At 63.7% G+C, this 19265-nt stretch carries 12 protein-coding genes; 3 read left to right on the top strand and 9 right to left on the bottom strand.

Going from position 1 to position 19265, the window contains the following annotated elements; all coding sequences use genetic code 11:
- The first annotated feature begins 1 nt into the window (after position 1).
- From aspA to ACR42D_RS12790, 3 genes are all read left to right on the top strand, one after another.
- Positions 2-1411 carry an aspartate ammonia-lyase gene (aspA, locus tag ACR42D_RS12800; RefSeq protein ID WP_484567177.1) on the top strand — a complete coding sequence of 470 codons (1410 nt, stop codon included), beginning with the start codon at positions 2-4 and terminating at the stop codon, positions 1409-1411.
- Positions 1412-1614: 203 nt separating this feature from the next.
- The gene (locus tag ACR42D_RS12795; protein WP_484567176.1) at positions 1615-2355 is read left to right on the top strand and encodes a septal ring lytic transglycosylase RlpA family protein; all 741 of its coding nucleotides are present in this window, start codon (positions 1615-1617) and stop codon (positions 2353-2355) included.
- 162 nt (positions 2356-2517) lie between these two features.
- On the top strand, positions 2518-2790 hold the full coding sequence (locus ACR42D_RS12790) for an HU family DNA-binding protein (RefSeq protein WP_071544172.1): 273 nt from the start codon (positions 2518-2520) through the stop codon (positions 2788-2790).
- An 80-nt stretch (positions 2791-2870) separates the two neighbouring features.
- Here the strand turns inward: ACR42D_RS12790 and ACR42D_RS12785 are convergent, their stop codons facing one another.
- The 9 genes from ACR42D_RS12785 to nifJ all read right to left on the bottom strand — a co-directional run bounded on the left by ACR42D_RS12785 (position 2871) and on the right by nifJ (position 19027).
- Complete coding sequence (locus tag ACR42D_RS12785) at positions 2871-4448, bottom strand: methyl-accepting chemotaxis protein (RefSeq protein WP_484567175.1); 1578 nt, start codon at positions 4446-4448, stop codon at positions 2871-2873.
- Positions 4449-4606: 158 nt separating this feature from the next.
- Positions 4607-6757: an L-lactate dehydrogenase (quinone) large subunit LdhH gene (gene ldhH, locus ACR42D_RS12780; RefSeq protein ID WP_484567174.1), complete on the bottom strand. Its 2151-nt coding sequence runs from the start codon at positions 6755-6757 to the stop codon at positions 4607-4609.
- Between the two features lie 5 nt (positions 6758-6762).
- Positions 6763-7389: a LutC/YkgG family protein gene (locus ACR42D_RS12775; RefSeq protein WP_484567173.1), complete on the bottom strand. Its 627-nt coding sequence runs from the start codon at positions 7387-7389 to the stop codon at positions 6763-6765.
- A gap of 61 nt (positions 7390-7450) precedes the next feature.
- The gene (locus ACR42D_RS12770) at positions 7451-8653 is read right to left on the bottom strand and encodes an acetate/propionate family kinase (protein WP_484567172.1); all 1203 of its coding nucleotides are present in this window, start codon (positions 8651-8653) and stop codon (positions 7451-7453) included.
- A complete protein-coding gene (pta, locus tag ACR42D_RS12765) occupies positions 8654-10768 on the bottom strand; it encodes a phosphate acetyltransferase (RefSeq protein WP_484567171.1) in 2115 nt (704 codons plus the stop codon).
- Between the two features lie 34 nt (positions 10769-10802).
- Complete coding sequence (locus ACR42D_RS12760) at positions 10803-12083, bottom strand: (Fe-S)-binding protein (RefSeq protein WP_484567170.1); 1281 nt, start codon at positions 12081-12083, stop codon at positions 10803-10805.
- A gap of 10 nt (positions 12084-12093) precedes the next feature.
- A complete protein-coding gene (locus ACR42D_RS12755; protein ID WP_484567169.1) occupies positions 12094-13479 on the bottom strand; it encodes an FAD-binding oxidoreductase in 1386 nt (461 codons plus the stop codon).
- Between the two features lie 138 nt (positions 13480-13617).
- Entirely contained in the window at positions 13618-15324 is a 1707-nt protein-coding gene (locus tag ACR42D_RS12750; protein ID WP_484567168.1) for an L-lactate permease, read from the bottom strand.
- A 112-nt stretch (positions 15325-15436) separates the two neighbouring features.
- The gene (gene nifJ / locus ACR42D_RS12745; RefSeq protein ID WP_484567167.1) at positions 15437-19027 is read right to left on the bottom strand and encodes a pyruvate:ferredoxin (flavodoxin) oxidoreductase; all 3591 of its coding nucleotides are present in this window, start codon (positions 19025-19027) and stop codon (positions 15437-15439) included.
- Positions 19028-19265 lie beyond the last annotated feature (238 nt).

Below are 19265 nucleotides of genomic sequence, written 5' to 3'. Positions count from 1 at the left end.
CATGACCAAAATGCGGATTGAACACGACAGTCTCGGCGAAGTGGCCGTGCCCGAGGACGCCTACTATGGCGTCCAGACCCGGCGCGCCCTGGACAATTTCCATATTTCGGGCATCCCCATGTCCCACTACCCCCGGATGATCAACGCCCTGGCCTACGTCAAGATGGCCGCGGCCGAGGCCAACGCATCCCTGGGGTTGCTGGACGAGGACAAGTGCCGAGCCATCTGCCGGGCCTGCGAGGACATCCTGGACGGCAGGCTGCATGACCAGTTCGTGGTCGACGTGGTCCAGGGCGGGGCGGGCACCTCGGCCAACATGAACGCCAACGAGGTCGTCTGCAACCGCGCCCTGGAGTATCTGGGCCACGCCAGGGGGGAGTACGAGCACCTCCACCCCCTGAACCACGTGAACATGTCCCAGTCCACCAACGACGTGTACCCGTCCGCCCTGAACATCGCCCTGATCCTGGATATCCGCGAGCTCATCGACGCCATGGCCTACCTGCGCAAGGCTTTCAAACGCAAGGGCGAGGAGTTCGGCGACGTCATCAAGATGGGCCGCACACAGCTGCAGGACGCGGTGCCCATGACCCTCGGCCAGGAGTTTTCCGCCTGGGCCGTGACCATCGGCGAGGACATCCAGCGGATGGACGAGGCGCAGGCCCTGGTCCATGAGATCAACATGGGGGCAACGGCCATCGGCACCGGGCTCAACTCCCACCCGGACTACGCCCGCACGGTCACGGAAAAACTGGTCCGGCTGACCACCCTGCAGCTGGTCTCCTCCCCGGATCTGGTGGAGGCCACCCAGGACACCGGCGCCTACGTCCAGCTGTCCGGGGTGCTCAAGCGCGCCGCCGTGAAACTGTCCAAGATATGCAACGACCTGCGCCTGCTCTCCAGCGGGCCGCGCTGCGGGGTGAACGAGATCAACCTGCCGCCCATGCAGCCCGGCTCCTCGATCATGCCGGGCAAGGTCAATCCGGTCATCCCCGAGGTGGTCAACCAGGTGGCCTTCACCGTGGTTGGCCACGACATGACCGTGACCATGGCCTGCGAGGCCGGACAGCTGGAGCTCAACGTCATGGAGCCGATCATCGGCTATTCCCTTTTCCAGTCCATGAACATGCTGCGGCGTGCCTGCCTGACCCTGGCCGACAAGTGCGTCCTGGGCATCACCGCCAACCGCGAGCGGTGCCGCGAGATGGTCGAGCACTCCATCGGCCTGGTCACGGCCCTGAACCCGTACATCGGCTACGAGAAGTCCGCCGAGATCGCCAAGGAAGCGATGAAGACGGGCGGCTCGGTGTACGAGATCGTCCTGGAGAAGGGCTATCTCAGCCGAGAGGAGCTGGACGACATCCTCAAGCCCGAGAACATGGTCAAGCCACGCTACGTGCATCGTCGCTGAGCTATTCGTATCGGTTCAGGATGGCCTCATTGCGTCGTGGTCGCCATGGCGTAAAGTCGTGAGATATACCGGGCCAGCCAACCGGACGCTCCCGCCGTGCGGCAATGCGCGGCGGGCCATTGCTTTTTGCGGCCACTTCCTCTACGGTTTTCTAGACTAAGTCGAGATAATCTCCCGTTCCCTGCGCGCAGGACGGAGGAAGCATGCGTCACCTGACAACCTTATTCATCATATCGGTCCTTCTGGCCCTGGCCGGATGCGGTACGGTCAATCCCTATCCGCAGCACGTCTATTCCACGCCGCCCTCCAAACGGGGGCAGTACGATCCGAAAACCAAGCCGTACACGGTCCTGGGCAGGACGTACTATCCGCTCAAGTCGGCGGCTGGCTACGACGAGATCGGCCTGGCTTCGTGGTACGGGGCGGACTTTCACGGCAAGAAGACGGCCAACGGGCAGACCTACAACATGTACGGCGTGTCCGCCGCGCACAAGACCCTGCCCCTGGGCAGCCGGGTGCGGGTGACCAATCTGCAGAACAACCGCACCGTGGTCCTGACCATCAACGACCGTGGGCCGTTCGTGAACGAACGCATCCTGGACCTGTCCTACGGCGCGGCCCAGAAACTCGGCACCGTGCAGACCGGCGTGGCCAAGGTCCGGGTCACCTCCCTGGACGCGGCCATCGTGCCCACCAGGCTTGCGGATACGTCGGACAAGCTCTACAGTGTCCGGGTCGGCGCCTTTGCCTTGCGCGACAACGCCCTGCGCGTGCACAAACAATTGCTGGATCAGGGCTACAGCGGCGCGAGTATCTCCGTGGTCGACCGCGACGGCCAGCTCCTGCATATCGTCCAGGCCGGGAGCTTCAAATCCAGGGACAAGGCGGAGCGGGTCATGGAGGCGTTGAAGGGCTCATTCCCGACCTGTTATATTATCAGTTGAAATTCATTCGAAGTGGTGGCATAGCTTCCCGGTTTTGTGTATGAACTTTCCGTGGGCAGCGCTTTTTGGCTTCCCATAACCCTGGCGAGAGTGTATGACACGAAAGACGTATTTGCGTGTCATATGTAAATAGCATCAATAAACCACTATAGGAGTTTTTTTATGACCAAAGCTGAACTCGTAGCGAAGATCGCTGAAAAGATCGGCACTTCCAAAGCCCAGGCCGAGGCCTCCATGAACGCCATCCTGGACACCATCCAGGAAGAATTGGCCGCCGGCAACAAACTGACCCTGACCGGCTTCGGCACTTTCAGCGTGAGCGAGCGCAAGGCCCGCACCGGTCGCAACCCCCGCACCGGCACCGCTCTGAACATCCCGGCCTGCAAGGTCGCTCAGTTCAAGCCCGGCAAGGTCCTGAAGGACGCCGTTAAGTAGCTGCGAGGCTGTTTTTGAGAGAAAAGCCCCCTTGGCCGTAGCCAAGGGGGCTTTTCTTTATCCCGCGTGGGCGGGCGGAATTATTTCATCTCGGAGACCACGGCGGACAGGTGCCGGGCCAGTTCGGCCAGGTGGTCGATGGCCTTGGACGCCTTGACCATGAGTTCGTCGGTCTCCTCGCAGACACGGGTCACCTCCGAGGTGGCCGCGCTGATCTGCTCGCTGGCGGCGGACTGCTGCTCGGCGGCGGTGGCGATGGAGTGGACCTGGTCGGCCGTGCCCCGGGTGGTGGACAGGATGGAGGCCAGGGCCTCGCCCGAGCGTCCCGCCAGTTCGGTGCTCCGGTTCACGGAGCCCACGGCGGTCTGCGTGGCCTGCACGTTCTGCCGGGCCACTTCCTGGATGCCCTTGACCGCTGAATGTACCTCGCTGGTGGCGTTCATGGTCTTCTCGGCCAGCTTGCGGACCTCGTCCGCGACCACGGCGAAGCCCCGTCCGGCCTCCCCGGCGCGGGCGGCCTCGATGGCCGCGTTCAGGGCCAGCAGGTTGGTCTGGTCCGCGATATCTTCAATGACGCCGAGGACCACGCCGATCTCCTCGGCCTGGTGGTCCAGCTGCTCCATGGACTGCTTGAGCCCGGTGGCGTGCTGCGAGACCTCGTCAATGGCCTTGATGACCTGGCCGACCACGGCCTCGCCCTCGCGGGCCTGGTCGTTGGCCTCCCTGGCGTCGCGGGCCGCCTCCTGGGCGAAACGGGCGACCTCGAGAACGGCGGCGTTCATCTCCTCCATGGCGGCGGCGGTCTCGGTGGTCCGGTCGGTCTGCATGCGCGAGCCCTGCCGCGCCTGGACGACCAGTCCTTCCAGGGTCCTGGATGAATCGCTCAGCTGCTCGGATACGGCCATGGCCTCCTTGGCGGCGGTGGAGATGCGCTCGTTCTGGCTGAGGATTTCCTGTTCGTGGCGTTTCACTTCGGTGGTGTCCAGGTACAGGCAGCAGCCGCCGGTGACCTTGTCCTCCACGTCGTGCAGGGGAAAAAGATTGGCCAGGACGTGGACCTTCCCGCCGTCCGCGTGGGTGAAGACGGCCTCCAGGTTCATGTTGCGGGTGTCCTGCTCCATGCAGTCGGCGATCTTGGCCCGGCGGTCGTCCTTGTACATGACCTGAGAAAGGGTCATGCCGTAAAAATCTTCGGGCTTGCCCTTGGCGCCGACCATCTGGAGACATTCCTTGTTCAGGAAGGTGACCTTCTGGGCCTTGTCCACGATGCAGCAGGGGATGGGCAGCCCGTGCAGAATGGAGCGGGCGAAGCCGAGGCGCTCCTTGTAGCGCGTGGCCAGCTCGCCCACCTGGACGCCCAGCCCCGGCACGGCGGCGGCCAGGGCGTCGGAGTCGGCCTGGCCGTATTCACCGTCGAGCATGTGGCCGGTGAAGTCCGAGAGCATGGCGGCCGGGCGGACCATGGCGCTGTGCAGGACCCACAATACGACCACGCCCAGCAGGGCGAAGGCGGCGATCATGGCCGTCACGAACGGCATGCCGATGGAGGACGCGCCGAACAGGAAGTAGCAGACAGCGGACGCCACGGCCGCGACGAGCAGGGTCGCCACGTAGAGCCCGACGGACAATTTGAAGCAAAAGGGAGTCTTCTGAAACATGTTTTTCCCCCGGGGCTGTAAATAAGGAGGGTTCTCCGCCCGTGGGATGGGCGGAGAACCCGTTTGAGGCCGGTTCGTTCAGGAGGAAGCAGGGTGTGTTGCTTCTGCGGATTGCGGTCCTTACCTTCGGAGAGCCTCAAATGTTACGGCTGAGCCGGTTATTTCTTGTTCTTTGACATGACCTCGGCCACATGCTTGACCTGGACCTTGGACCCCCGGCGCTTGAGGCCGCCGCGCAGCTGCATGATGCAGCCGGGGCAGTCGGTCAGCAAGGTGTCCGCCCCGGTGGCCTCGACGTTGTCGAGCTTCTTCTTGAGCAGCTCGGCCGAGAGTTCCGGGAACTTCATGGAGAAGGTGCCGCCGAAACCGCAGCAGACCTCTTCCTCGGCGCACTCCACGTATTCCAGGCCGCTCTTTTCGATGAGCTGGCGCGGCGCTTCGTGCACGTCCAAGCCCCTGCACAGATGGCAGGGCGCGTGATAGGTAGCCTTTTCGCCGCTCGGCGTAAAGTCTTTTGCGTCAACTTTAAGCACGTCGTTAACGAAGGACGAGTAGTCGATGATCTTGGCCGAGAACGCGTCGGCGCGCAGCTTCAGCGCCGGCTTGTCCATGACCAGCTTCGGATAGTTGTGCTTGAGGTGCGCGGCGCAGGAGGCGCACAGGGTGACGATGTAGTCGTAGGCGTCCGGCTCGAACGCGCGCAGGTTCTGCGCGGCCACGTCGCGCGACGCCTTCATCTCGCCCATCATCTGCACGGGCAGGCCGCAGCAGGACTGCTTCTCCGGGAACTCCATGGCCACGCCGTTGGCCGCGAACACGTCCACGGCCGCCTGCATCTGTTCCGGGTAGACGAAGTCCTGGACGCAGCCCGAGAACAGGGCCACGCGGTACTTGGGATTCTCCACCTGGGGCCGGTTCTCCTCCCACCAGTCGCGGAACGGGGTCTCGGCGATGGTCGGCAGGGCGCGGAACTTGTGCTCCTTGGAGAAGATCATGGGCAGATGGCGGATGAAACCGTCCTTCTCGGCCACGGGCTTCTGGCCCCACTTGGCGGTGCGCAGCAGGGTGTGGAACAGCTTGCGGTTCTTGAGCACCTTGCCGAGCAGGAAGCTGGGCAGCGGATGGCCGTCCTCGTCCTGGATGCGCGCGTGGATCTCCTTGATCAGGCGCGGCAGGTCGATGCCGCCCGCGCAGACGTCCTTGCACGCCTCGCAGTTGATGCAGTTCTGGACCAGGTTCTTGGCCTTGTCCTTGCCGTGGAAGAAGTAGGTCAGGATCAGGCCGATGGCGCCGATGTAGATGTGGCCCATCTTGTGGCCGCCGACCAACCGGTAGACCGGGCAGACGTTGGCGCAGGCGCCGCAGCGCACGCACCGGTTGACCTGGGAGAAGAGCGGATCCTTGATCAGCTCGCTGCGGCCGTTGTCCAGGACCACGTAGTGGATTTCCTTCCTGCCGTCCTCGGCCGCCAGACACTCGTTGTTGCCGGTGATCCAGGTCACGTAGGAGGTGAGCTGCTGGCCGGTGGCGTTGCGCGGCAGGACCTTGAGGATGCGCAGGGCGTCCCGCAGGTTGGGCAGCAGCTTGTCGATGCCCATCAGGGCGACGTGGACGCGGGGCAGGGTGGTCACCAAGCGGGCGTTGCCCTCGTTGGTGACGATGCCGATGCCGCCGGTCTCGGCGATGGCGAAGTTGGCGCCGGAGATGCCCATGTCGGCCTCGACGTACTTCTGACGCAGCTCGCGGCGGGCCACCTTGACCAGCTTGTCGATGTCGGTGTCCTGTTTCTTGCCGGTCACTTCGGAGAACAGGTCGCCCACCTGGTAGCGGGACAGGTGGATGGCGGGCATGACCATGTGGGACGGGCCCTCATGGCGCATCTGGATGATCCACTCGCCCAGGTCGGTCTCGGTGACCTCGAGTCCGGCGTCTTCCAGGTCGTGGTTGAGGAGCGTCTCCTCGGCGGTCATGGACTTGGACTTGACGATCTTCTTGCAGTCCGCGTCCTTGGCGATCTTGGTGATGATGCGGTTGGCTTCATCGCCGTCCTTGGCGAAGTGCACATGGACACCGGCGGCCTCGGCGTTCTTCTTGAACTCCTTGAACAGGGCTTCGGCGTTCTGGGCGGCGGCGTCCTTGGAATCGGCGATCTCTTGGATCAATCCGCGGACGTCCATGTCCTTGAACGCGTTGGCGCGACCGGCACGGTAGGCAATGGCGAAGTTGTCCAGCGTGGTACGCAGGAAATCGTTTTCCAGCGTTTCGTGAAGTTCCTCGCGGTATTCTTTGAGGTTGTTGGCTTTCTGCATGGCTACTAGTCCTCCAGGAGCAGGATGTGCAATTCAAGGGGGCCGTGAACGCCCATGGCCAGGACGCGCTCGATATCGGCGGTCCGGCTGGCACCGGTGATGAAGGCCAGATAGTCCGGCGTCTTGTTCATCCGGGTCAGCATCATCTTCTCCACGGCATAGGTGTTTGCCTTGATCTTGGACTTGGGCAGCACGCAGACGTGGAACTCGCTGACCATGGTGGCCAGGCGCAACTCCTCGCTGGGGCAGTCGAGCATCAGCGTGCCGGTGTCGGCGATACCGTACTCGGCAAAGGTGAACCCAATGTCCACGCCCGCCAGATGGTCGCGCATGCCCTGGTCGATACATTCGAACCCGGCCTTCTTGGCCTGGGCCGACAGCTTCTTGTACAGGTCGGCGTTCAGGCCCGGCGCAGCGATGACCTTTTTCTGCTTGGTATCGCAGAGCGCCTCGGCCTTGTCGGACAGGCCGGCTTCGCAGCCGCTGACCAGAAGCTGGCAGGCCTCCTTTTCGCCACACAGATTGATGACATATTTGAGTGCATCGTCCTCATTGGCGATGCTCGTCACCTTGGCGGACACAAGCTCCGCCTTCTCCACGAATAACTGGTACAGGTCTTCCTTGGAAGGCATTATACCTACCTCCATGTATGTTTGACCCCAGGCCCTTTCGGGTCTCCGCAAGCGGGTCGGTTTACTTGATGAGCGCCACGGCCTCGCGGGCAATGGCCAGTTCCTCGTTGGTCGGGATGACCCAGATGGCCACGTCGGAATCAGCGGTGCTGATCTTGCGGGCTTCCTTGGACCGGACCCCGTTGACTTCGGGATCGATCTTCATGCCGAAGGGCTCCAGCCCCTCGATGGTCTTGGCGCGGACGATGTCGTCGTTCTCGCCGATACCGGCGGTGAAGACGATGGCGTCCACCCGGCCCAGCACGGCCATGTAGGAGCCGATGTACTTGCGGGTCCGGTAGGTCTGGACGTCAAGGGCCAGCTTGGCGCGCTCGTCGCCCTTTTCAACGGCCGCATGGATGTCGCGCATGTCGTTCATGCCGCAGAGCCCCTTGAGGCCGGATTCCTTGTGCAGGATGTTGTCGATTTGGGCGATGTCCAGGCCGCGGTTCACGGCCAGGTAGTTGTGCACGGCCGGGTCCACGTCGCCGGAGCGGGTGCCCATGACCAGACCCTCGAGCGGGGTCAGCCCCATGGAGGTGTCGGCGCACAGGCCGTTCTTGACGGCCGACATGGAAGCGCCGTTGCCCATGTGGATGGTGATCAGGTTCATCTCCTCGACGGGCTTGCCCATGAGCCGGGCGCACTCGTTGGCCACGTACTTGTGGGAGGTGCCGTGCGCGCCGTAGCGGCGGATGTGGTCCTCCTCGTAGTACTCGTACGGCAGGGCGTACATGAAGGCGTGAGGCGGAATGGTCTGATGGAAGGCCGTGTCGAAGACCAGGACCTGGGGCACGCCCGGGAACAGCTTGGTCGCGTCCTTGGCCCCGCCCAGGTTGGCGGGGTTGTGCAGCGGAGCCAGCCGCTCGGTCTCGGTCAGGTCGGGCCACATGTCCTCGGTGATGACCACCGGCACGTTGAACTTCTCGCCGCCTGCGACCACGCGGTGGCCGACAACGTCGATCTCGTCCATGGAGCAGACTGCGTTTTCACCCTTGCAGATGAGATCGATGGACATCTCCAGGCCGACCCCGTGGGTGGGGATGGGCTTTTCGATCTCGGTTTTGACTTCCTTGTCGGTGCCGGGGAAGGTCTTGCTGGTCAGGCTGCCCATTTCCTCGCCGATGCGTTCCACCAGGCCGGTGACCATGACGGATTCATCGCTCATGTCGATGAGCTGGTACTTGATGGAGGAGCTGCCTGAGTTGATCACGAGAACTTTCATCTATTCACCTTTTTCAGCCTGGGCCTGGATGGCCGTGATGGCTACTGTGTTGACGATATCGGGAACGGTGCAGCCGCGGGACAGGTCGTTGACCGGCTTGTTCAGGCCCTGGAGAACCGGGCCGATGGCCACGGCGTTGGCGGCCCGCTGCACTGCCTTGTACGTGTTGTTGCCGGTGTTCAGGTCCGGGAAGATGAACACGGTGGCCTTTCCGGCCACGTCAGAGTCCGGCATCTTGACCTGGGCCACGTCCGGGTCGATGGCCGCGTCGTACTGGATCGGTCCCTCCAGGGGGATGTCCAGGCCGCGCTCTTCAAGGAGTTCGCGGGCGATCTTGGTGGCCTCGATGACCTTTTCCACGTCCTCGCCCTTGCCGGACGAGCCGGTGGAGTAGCTGAGCATGGCCACGCGCGGCTCCACGCCGAAGATCTTGGCGGTCTCGGCGGAGCCCAGGGCGATCTCGGCCAGCTGGCGGGCGTTGGGGTTGGGGTTCACGGCGCAGTCGCCGTAGACCAGGACGCGGTCCTTGAGGCACATCAGGAAGACGCTCGACACGATGGACCGGCCGGGCTTGGTCTTGACGAACTCGAACGCGGGCCGGATCGTGTGGGCCGTGGTGTTGATGGAGCCGGAGACCATGCCGTCGGCAAAGCCCTTGTGGACCATCATGGTGCCGAAGTAGGTCGGGTCGGCCATGCGGTCCCAGGCCTGCTCGGCGATCATGCCCTTGTGCTTGCGCAGCTCCAGGTACTCCTCGGCGAACGGATCGAGCAGGTCCGAGTTGGACGGGTCGATGATCTGCGCGTCGGAGATGTCCACGCCGTAGTTGGAGGCGTTGGTCCTGATGGTCTTCTCGTCGCCCAGCAGGATGATCTCGGCCGCGCCGCGGCGCAGGATGATGTCGGCGGCGCGCAGGATGCGCTCCTCCGGTCCCTCGGGCAGGACGATGCGTTGCGGGTTGCGCGACGCCTTGTCCATGAGGGAGTACTCGAACATCTTGGGCGTGACCTTGGTGGAGCGCTTCTCGACCACGCGGTCGCGCAGTTCGTTGACGTCCACGTGCTGGGCGAAACCGCCCAGCGCGGTGGCGATGCGCTGGTAGTCGTCGGCCTCGATGCGGCCGTACAGGCTGTTGAGCTCCTGCACGGTCTGGTAGGTGTGCCCCTTGGCGGACAGCACCGGAACCGGCACGCCGGTCCAGCCTTCGATGAGCTTGTGCACGTTGACCGAGACGTCCAGGCCGCCGGTCAGGACTATGCCCGCGATGTCCGGGTAGGAGCTGGACAGCCGGGAGGCCAGGCTGGACAGGATGATGTCCGAGCGGTCGCCCGGGGTGATGATCAGGCTGCCCGGCTTTATGTACTGCAGGAAGTTGCCGATCTGCATGGCCGCGACCACGTAGTTGTCGACCAGGGCCTGCAGCCCGGAATGCCCGTAGAGGACGTCGGCGTCGAGCCAGCGGCGCACGTCGTTGATGCTGGGCTTGCCCAGGGCCTCGTCCTCGGGGATGACGTAAACGGGCATGGGCTCCTGGCTGCCCTTGCGCTCGATGTGGCTGACCAGTTCCTCGGTCATGCCCTCGGGCGCGCGGTTGACGATGCAGGCCAGGGAGTCCACGCCCTTTTCAGCCAGGGTGTCCAAGGTGGTCTGGGTGATGTTGACCACTTCCTCCGGAGCCTTCTCGCGGCCGGACGTGACCACCAGCATGGGGGCGCCGATGTTGGCCGCGATGTCCGCGTTGAGATCGAATTCAAAGGCGGGATCCTTGCCCTTGAAATCGGTTCCTTCGCAGAGCACGAAGTCGTACTGCTCCTCCAGCGCCTTGTACTTGTTGAGAATGCTCTCGAGCACAAGGGCGTGCTGGCCGGAGTTGATCAACTCGCGGGTCTGCTTCAGGGTGAAGGCGTAGGTGTCTTCGTAGGGAATGGACAGCTTGAAGTGATCGATCATTAGAGCGATGTCGTGGTCCTGTTTCCCTTCTCCCGGATCATTGATGATGGGCCGGAAGATGGCGACGTTGTGGAGTTCCCTCGTGAGCATCTGCATGACTCCGAGGACCACGGCGGACTTGCCGCTGCGTTCCTCGGTGGCGCTCACGTACAGGTTCTTGGACATGGTCTTTTCCTTGTTTTTTGCCGTTGGTTATCCGTTATAAGGAGTCGGCATAGAGCTCGATGACATGCTTGACGCTCATGTCGGCTCCTTTCTGTGATAGCATGTCCGTGATCTGGAGCATGCAGGCCGGGCAGCTGGTGGCCGCCACTTTGGCCTTGGACGCGATGATGTTGTCCGCCTTGCGGCCGCCGATCTCTCGGGACAGGTCGTAGTGGGCGATATTGAAGCTGCCGCCGCAGCCACAGCAGGTGCCTGCGTCGGTCATTTCCTTGAAGTCGCACCCGGCCGCCTTGATCAGGGTCCGGGGCTGGGCCGTTATGCCCAGGGAGTTCTTCAAGTGGCACGGATCATGGTAGGTCACACTCCGGCCGCCTGCAAGCTCCTTGGGTTCCACTTTCAGTATATCCACCAGGAACTGGCTGATGTCCATGGTTTTCCGGGCCAGCACGCCGATGTCGTAGGTCCGGGAGGAGTCGCCCTTGTACATGTGGGGCCACAATTCCTTGATGGTCGAGGTACAGGAGGCGCAGCCGGTCACCAGGTAGTCGAACTCGCCGTCCTTGAGACGGTCGACGTTCATGCCCACCAGGGTGTCGAAGGTCTGGGTGTCGCCGCTGGACAGGACCGGGATGCCGCAGCAGGCCTGGCCCGAGGGCATATACACACCCACGCCGTGATGCTTGAGGACCTTGAGTATGGCCTCGCCCACCTGGGGGTAGATCTTGTCGATGACGCAGCCCACGTAGAAGGCCACGCGCAGGCCGGACTTTCCGGCCGGGGTGTCCATCTCGGGGACGATCTTGTGGAACGGCTTGCTGGCCAGGGTGTTGAAGTGGCGGTCGGCGATGATCGGCGCGTTGAAACGGGCGCAGGAGGAGCCGAGCATGTCGTCCACCTTCTTGGTGAAGATACCCTGGAACTTGGCGCCCATCTCGGTCAGGGCGTTGAACAGCTTGGGGTTCTTCAGCAGGCCGCGGAAGATGGCCTTCTTGGCCGGGGACAGGCCGAAGTAGCCGGTCATGATCGCGCGGGCCTTGAGGAAGATGTCCATGACGGACACGCCGGACGGACAGTTGGACTGACAGGTGCCGCAGAGCAGGCAGCGGTTGAGCTTCTCGTTAACGCCCTCGGGGTCGGTGAGCATCTCGGAAGCCAGGCCGTCGAGCAGGGCCAGCTTGCCCCGGGTGACGTCGGTTTCCCTGCCGCTCAGCTTGAAGATGGGACAGACCGCCTGGCACATGCCGCAACGCATGCACCCGACCAGTTGGTCGTCCAGTTCCTTGAACATTTGTGCGAGTTTATGAATATCGGCCATGGTGATTCACCTATTCGGCGCCGATGATCTTATCGGGGTTGAGGATGCCTTTGGGATCGAGAACGGACTTCATGCGGCGGGCGTAGGCCAGGGTGCCCTTGGAGGTCTCCTGGGCCATGTACTTGGACTTGGCCAGGCCGATGCCGTGTTCGCCGGACAGGGTGCCGCCCATGGACAGGGCCTTGTCGAAGATCATGTCGATGCCCTTTTCCACGCGTTCCCATTCTTCCTTGTTGCGCTTGTCGGTCAGGATGGTCGGGTGCAGGTTGCCGTCGCCCGCGTGGCCGAAGGTGCCGATGGTCAGGTCGAGCTTCTTGGCGATGTCTTCCAGGGCCTCGATCATGGCCGGAATCTTGGAGCGGGGCACGGTGGCGTCCTCGAGCACGCAGGTGGGCTTGAGGTTGGCCAGGGCGGGCAGGGCGTCGCGGCGAGCCTGCCAGACGGCGTCGCGCTCGGCGGCGTCCTTGGCCACGTGGAGTTCGGTCGCGCCGTTCTCCTTGCAGATGCGCTCGACCACGGCGGCCTCGTCGGCGACCTGGCCGGGGTGGCCGTCCACCTCGATGAGCAGCAGGGCGGCGGCGTCGACGGGCAGGCCCGCGCCGCGGAAGTTCTCCACCGTGCGGATGGTGAAGTTGTCCATCATCTCCAGAGTGGCCGGGACGATCTTGTTGGCGATGATCGAAGCCACAGTCTCGGAGGCGGCCTTCATGGACGGGAACACCGCCATCATGGACTTGGCGGCCTGCGCCGGGGGAACGAGCTTCAGGATGATCTTGTCGAACACGCCCAGCGTGCCTTCGGAGGCTACCATCAGACCGGCCAGGTTGTAGCCGGTGACGCACTTGACGGTGCGGGAGCCGGACCTGATCAGTTCGCCGTTGACGTCCCAGAAGTCCACGCCCATGACGTAGTCCTTGGTCACGCCGTACTTCAGGCCGCGCAGGCCGCCCGCGTTCTCGGCCACGTTGCCGCCGATGGTGGACACGGCCTGGGAGCCCGGATCCGGGGGATAGAACAGGCCGCGCTTGGCGACCTCGGTGGCGAACTGAGCGGTGACCACGCCGGGTTCGACCACGGCGTACATGTCGGCCTCGTTGATCTCGAGGATGCGGTTCAGGCCGTTGGTCAGGACCACCACGCCGCCGGGATGGGGGATGGTGCCGCCAGACAGGTTGGTGCCCGCGCCGCGAACGGTCAGGGGCAGGCCGTTGTCGTTGCACAGCTTGGTCACTGCGCCCAGGGCTTCGCTGGTGGTGGGACGCACCACCAGGGCGGGCATGACAGAGTCGAGGACAGCGGCGTCATAGGAATAGGCGTGACGGTCGGTCTCGCCGGTCATAACATTTTCGGCACCAGCTATGGTTTCGAATTCTTTGATAATCGCTTCTTTGGTCATGATCGACTCCTAAGAAAATTATGATCCCCGTGGAATTTCCCGGGGCTTGTTTCGTTTTGGGGTGAAGCAGGCGGACACTTCGTTTTTCGGTGAACGGGAGGCGGGCGTTACGCCCGCCTCCCTGTTTATCTCCGGGTTTTAGAACAGGTTGGGCAGGAACACGAAGCTCATCAGCGACGCGACGATGCCGACCACGACGCCGTACAGCAGGAAGGGCCACACGGTGCGCTTCAGAATCGCGCCTTCCATGCCGGACAGGCCGACAACGGCGCAGGCGGCGACGATGTTGTGGATGCAGATCATGTTGCCCATGCCGCCGCCGACAGCCTGCGCGGCCACGATGATCTGGCGCGGGAGCTCGAGCTGGGCGGCGACGCCCCACTGGAACTCGGCGAAGAGCAGGTCGGAAACGGTGTTGGAACCGGTGATGAACGCGCCCAGGCCGCCCACGAAGGAGGCCACGGCGGGCCAGGCGTTACCGGCGATGGCGGCGACAGCCTTGGCCATGGCCAGGGGCATGGACGGGTAGGAGTTCGGGTTCAGTGCGGTGTCGGCGATGCCGGAACCACGGAAGATGGAGACCAGGGCGACCGCCGCGAACAGGGCGATGGTCGGGTTCTTCATGGTCTTGATGGCCTGGGTCCAGGACAGTTTGACCTTGTCGGCGGGCATGCCGTGGATGAGCACGGTCAGCAGGGCGACCAGGACGAACGGAATGGTGCCGGGCAGGTACAGGTAGGCGATGGACGCGCTGACGGATTTGAAGCCCAGGATGCCGGCGAAGCTGATCTTCTGCGCGGCCAGCCAGCCCTTGAGGCCGAGCTCGGGGATGCGGGTCACGACCAGGATGATGCCGATCAGGATATAGGGCAGCCAGGCGCGGAACTGGCTCATGTGGGCCTTGAACTCGGAGGAGTCGGCGGACACGGAACCGGTCCATTCGGGATCCCACTTGGAGGAATCGCCGAAGTCCCAGTTGGTCTTGGGCATGCAGAAGCCCTTCTTGGCGCCGACGATGATGATGCCGAGGCCGATCAGGCCACCGATCAGGGACGGGAACTCGGGACCGACGTTCCAGGCGAAGATCAGGTAGGGGACGGTGAAGGCCACGGCGGCGAAAATGCAGAACTTCCAGGCGGCGAAGCCGGGCTTCCAGCTACGCTCGGGGCCGAAGTAACGGGTGATGAAGCCGAGCATGAAGATCGGCAGTATGAAGATCATGCCCAGGTGCATGAGGGTGGCCCACTGGCCGACCAGCATGTTGAAGTCGCCCATGTTGGCGAAGTTCACAGCAGCGCCGGACTGGACCGCTTCGTTGACGCTGGGGGCCAGGAACTTGAGGCCCAGGACGACAGGGGTGCCGACCGCGCCGAAGGTGACCGGGAAGGAGTTGAAGACCAGACAGATGATGGCTGCGGCCAGGGGCGGGAAGCCCAGGGAGAGCAGCAGCGGGGCGGCCAGGGCGGCCGGGGTGCCGAAACCGGCGGCACCTTCGATGAAGGCGGCGAACATGTACCCGATGATGATCGCCTGGATGCGGCGGTCAGGGGTGATGTTCTGCATGCCGTGCTGGATGGTCTCCATGCCGCCGGAATGCTGCAGGGTGCGGAGAATCAGGATGGCGCCGAAGACGATGATCAGGATGCCGATGGCGGTCACGAAACCCTGCAGGGTCAGGGCGGCGACATAGGCCACGGGCAGGCTCCAGGCCAGGACGGCACCGGCGGCGGCGGTCAGCCATGCCAGGGGCATGGCTTTGGTGGCGGGCCAGCGCAGGCCGACCATGAGTACGAGCGCCACCAGGATGGGCAGCAGCGCGATAAGCGCGAGCACTTCAATAGACATTAAACAAAACCTCCATGGGTGTGAGGAACGACCCTCACGGTTTCAACAGATGTGCGGGACGGGTCAGGCAGAAGCCTCCGCAACAACCCCGTCCCGCACATGCCTCTAACTATTATCTGCCGTCGTCGCAGGGTTCACCGGAACCCGGGGCTTCGGCCGATACGCCGGTCTCGCAGGCGGCAGGCTCGCCCGCCTCGGCCTTGCCGTAGTCGGCATCGGCCAGGTAGGTGAGGATGGCGTAGCGATCGGCGTAATCCTTCTCCAGTTTCTCGCGGAACGCCTTGGACAGTTCCGGGTGGAACCGTTCGAGCATGGCGTAGCGGTTTTCGCCGGACAGGAACTCCTGGAGGGTTCCGTCGGGAGCCTTGGACTCCAGGGTGAACGGGTTCTTGCCCTGTTCGGCGAGTTCGGGGTTGAAGCGGTACAGGGGCCAGTAGCCGGAGGCCACGGCCAGCTTCTGCTCGAGCTGGGTTTTGCCCATGCCCTTCTTGATGCCCTGGTTGATGCACGGGGCGTAGCAGATGATCAGCGAGGGTCCCTTGTAGGCCTCGGCCTCCTTGAAGGCCTTGAGCATCTGCTGCTTGTCCGCGCCCATGGCGACGGAAGCGACGTAGACGTAGCCGTAGGTCATGGCCATGCGGCCCAGGTCCTTCTTGCCGGTGCCCTTGCCCGCGGCGGCGAACTTGGCGATGGAGCCGAGCGGGGTGGCCTTGGAGGACTGTCCGCCGGTGTTGGAGTACACCTCGGTGTCCATGACCAGGATGTTCACGTCCTTGCCGGAGGCCAGCACGTGGTCCACGCCGCCGTAACCGATGTCGTAGGCCCAGCCGTCACCGCCGAAGATCCAGACGGACTTCTTGGTGAACAGGTCGGCGTCGGCCGCGATGGCCTTCAGATTCTCGTCGGTGGCGCCGTTGAGAGCGGCCTTCAGGGTCGCGCCCGCCTCGGCGGAAGCCTCGGCGTCGTCCTTGGCGGCCAGCCAGCCTTCCAGGGCGGCCTTGACGTCGCCGGAAGCGCCGCACAGGGCCTCTTCGCACTTGGCGATCAGGGTCTTGCGGCGGTTGTTCACGCCCATCTCGATGCCGAAGCCGAACTCGGCCGCGTCCTCGAACAGGGAGTTGCCCCACGCAGGGCCGAAGCCGTCGTGGTTGGTGCAGTAGGGAGTGGAGGGAGCCGAAGCGCCCCAGATGGAGGAGCAACCCGTGGCGTTGGCGACGATCATGCGTTCGCCGAACAGCTGGGTCAGCACCTTGACGTACGGGGTCTCGCCGCAGCCCGCGCAGGCGCCGGAGAACTCCATGAGCGACTGCTTGAACTGGGAACCCTTGACGGAATCACGCTTGAAGGCGTCCTTGTAGGACACGGTCTCGGAGAAGTCGAAGTTGGGCACCTGGGCGTCGGTCTGGGTGGCGATGGGCTCCATGACCAAGGCCTTTTCCTTGGCCGGGCAGATGTCGGCGCAGTTGCCGCAGCCCAGGCAGTCCATGGTGTTGACCTGCATGCGGTACTTCAGGCCCTTGACGTCCTTGCCCTTGGCGTCCTGGACGGCGAAGGAGGCCGGGGCGTCCTTCATCTCGTCCTCGGTCACCAGGACCGGGCGCAGGGCGGAGTGCGGACAGACGAAGGCGCACTGGTTGCACTGGATGCAGTTGTCGATGAGCCACTCGGGGACCTTGATGGCCACGCCGCGTTTTTCGTACTTGGAGGTGGACAGCGGCATGGTGCCGTCCTCGGAGAAGACGGAGACCGGCAGGTCGTCGCCCTTCTGGGCCAGGACCGGGCGCATGATGCTCTTGACGTAATCGGGTTCGTCCACGTCGGCCTTGGCGTCGTCGGCCAGGGTCGCCCAGGCGGCCGGGACCGGAATCTCGACGATGGCGTCGGAGGCCTTGTCCACGGCGGCGCAGTTCATCTCGACGATCTTCGGACCCTTCTTGCCGTAGGCGGCCTCGATGCCGCCCTTGAGCAGGGCCACGGCCTGGTCGAACGGGATGACGTCGGCCAGCTTGAAGAAGGCGGTCTGCATGACCATGTTGATGCGGCCGCCCAGGCCCACTTCGCCGGCGATCTTGACCGCGTCGACGGTGTAGAACTTGAGCTTCTTCTCGGCGATGGTCCGGCGCATGGCGGCGGGCAGTTCCTTGTCCATCTGGTCGGCGGTCCATGCGCAGTTCAGCACGAAGGTGCCGCCGTCCTTGATGCCGTCGAGCACGTCGTACAGGTGCACGTAGCTCGGGTTGTGGCAGGCCACGTAGTCGGCCGCGGTGACCAGGTAGGTGGACTGGATGGGCTTTTCGCCGAAGCGCAGGTGGGAGATGGTGATGCCGCCGGACTTCTTGGAGTCGTAGGCGAAGTAGCCCTGCGCGTACATGTCGGTGTTGTCGCCGATGATCTTGATGGCCTGCTTGTTCGCGCCGACCGTGCCGTCGGAACCGAGACCCCAGAACTTGCACTGGACGGTGCCTTCAGGGGTGGTGTCCAGGGTCCCGGTCGTGACGAGGGAGGCATTGGTGACGTCGTCCTCGATACCCACGGTGAAGTGGGTCTTGGGGGCGTCCGCCGCCATGTTGTCGAACACCGCCTTGGCCATGGCCGGCGTGAACTCCTTGGAGCCCAGGCCGTAGCGGCCGGCGGTGAGGACGGGGCCGTTGCCCTGCTCCAGGAACACGGTGCTGATGTCCTGGTACAGGGGATCGCCCAGGGCGCCCGGCTCTTTGGTGCGGTCGAGCACGGACACGTACTTGGCGGTATCGGGCAGAACGGCCAGGAAATGCTTGGCCGAGAACGGGCGGTACAGGCGGACCTTGATCAGGCCGACCTTCTCGCCTTCGGCGACCATGCGGTTGACCACTTCCTCGATGGTCTCGCAGGAGGAGCCCATGGAGATGATCACGCGCTCGGCGTCGGCGGCGCCCACGTAGTCGAACGGCTTGTAGTTGCGGCCGGTCAGGGCGGAGACCTTGTTCATGTACTCCTCGACGATGGCCGGAATGGCGTCGTAGTGGGAGTTGGAAGCCTCACGGCCCTGGAAGTAGATGTCCGGGTTCTGGGCGGTGCCGCGAACGTCCGGGTGTTCCGGGTTCATGGAGCGCTTGCGGAAGGCGGCCACCTTGTCCATGTTCAGCAGGGGCTTCATGTCGTCGTAGTCGATGGTCTCGATCTTCTGGATCTCGTGGGAGGTCCGGAAACCGTCGAAGAAGGAGACGAAGGGCACGCTGGCCTCGATGGTGGACAGGTGGGCCACCAGGGAGAGGTCCATGACCTCCTGGACGGAAGCGGCGGCGAGCATGGCGAAGCCGGTCTGGCGGCAGGCCATGACGTCCTGGTGGTCGCCGAAGATGGACAGGGCGTGGGCCGCGAGAGCGCGGGCCGACACGTGGAACACGCAGGGCAGCAGTTCGCCCGCGATCTTGTACATGTTCGGGATCATCAGGAGCAGGCCCTGGGAGGCGGTGAAGGTCGTGGTCAGCGCGCCGCCGGCCAGGGCGCCGTGCACGGCACCCGCAGCGCCGGCCTCGGACTGCAGCTGGCGGACCTCAAGGGTCTGCCCGAAAATATTCTTTCGGCCTTGAGCGGCCCATTCATCGGCGATCTCGCCCATGGTGGACGAGGGCGTGATGGGGTAGATGGCGGCGGTTTCACTCATGGCATAGGCCACCCATGCGGCGGCGGTGTTGCCATCCATCGTTTTCATCTTGGACATTCGATTCTTCTCCTATTGGTGGGTCGTCTGAATTTCTTGGCGTCCGCCGAGCGGACCCGTTCATTTGATGACACGGTCCCTACTCAACTTCCGTGCCAACTTTGTGAATTTTTAAATCAACAGAAATTTCGGAGAGTTGGAGTGGGGAGCAGGTTGAAGAGGGCGGTTCAGGGTATAGGGCAGTCTGAAAAATAGGACGGAACGGAAGCGGCGGACATTATAAAGTCCCGAACCATGG

This window comes from Pseudodesulfovibrio sp. lm2024, from assembly GCF_051175575.1.
Taxonomy (GTDB): Bacteria; Desulfobacterota; Desulfovibrionia; order Desulfovibrionales; family Desulfovibrionaceae; genus Pseudodesulfovibrio; species Pseudodesulfovibrio caledoniensis.
This window is presented reverse-complemented; position numbering and strand designations above follow the sequence as displayed.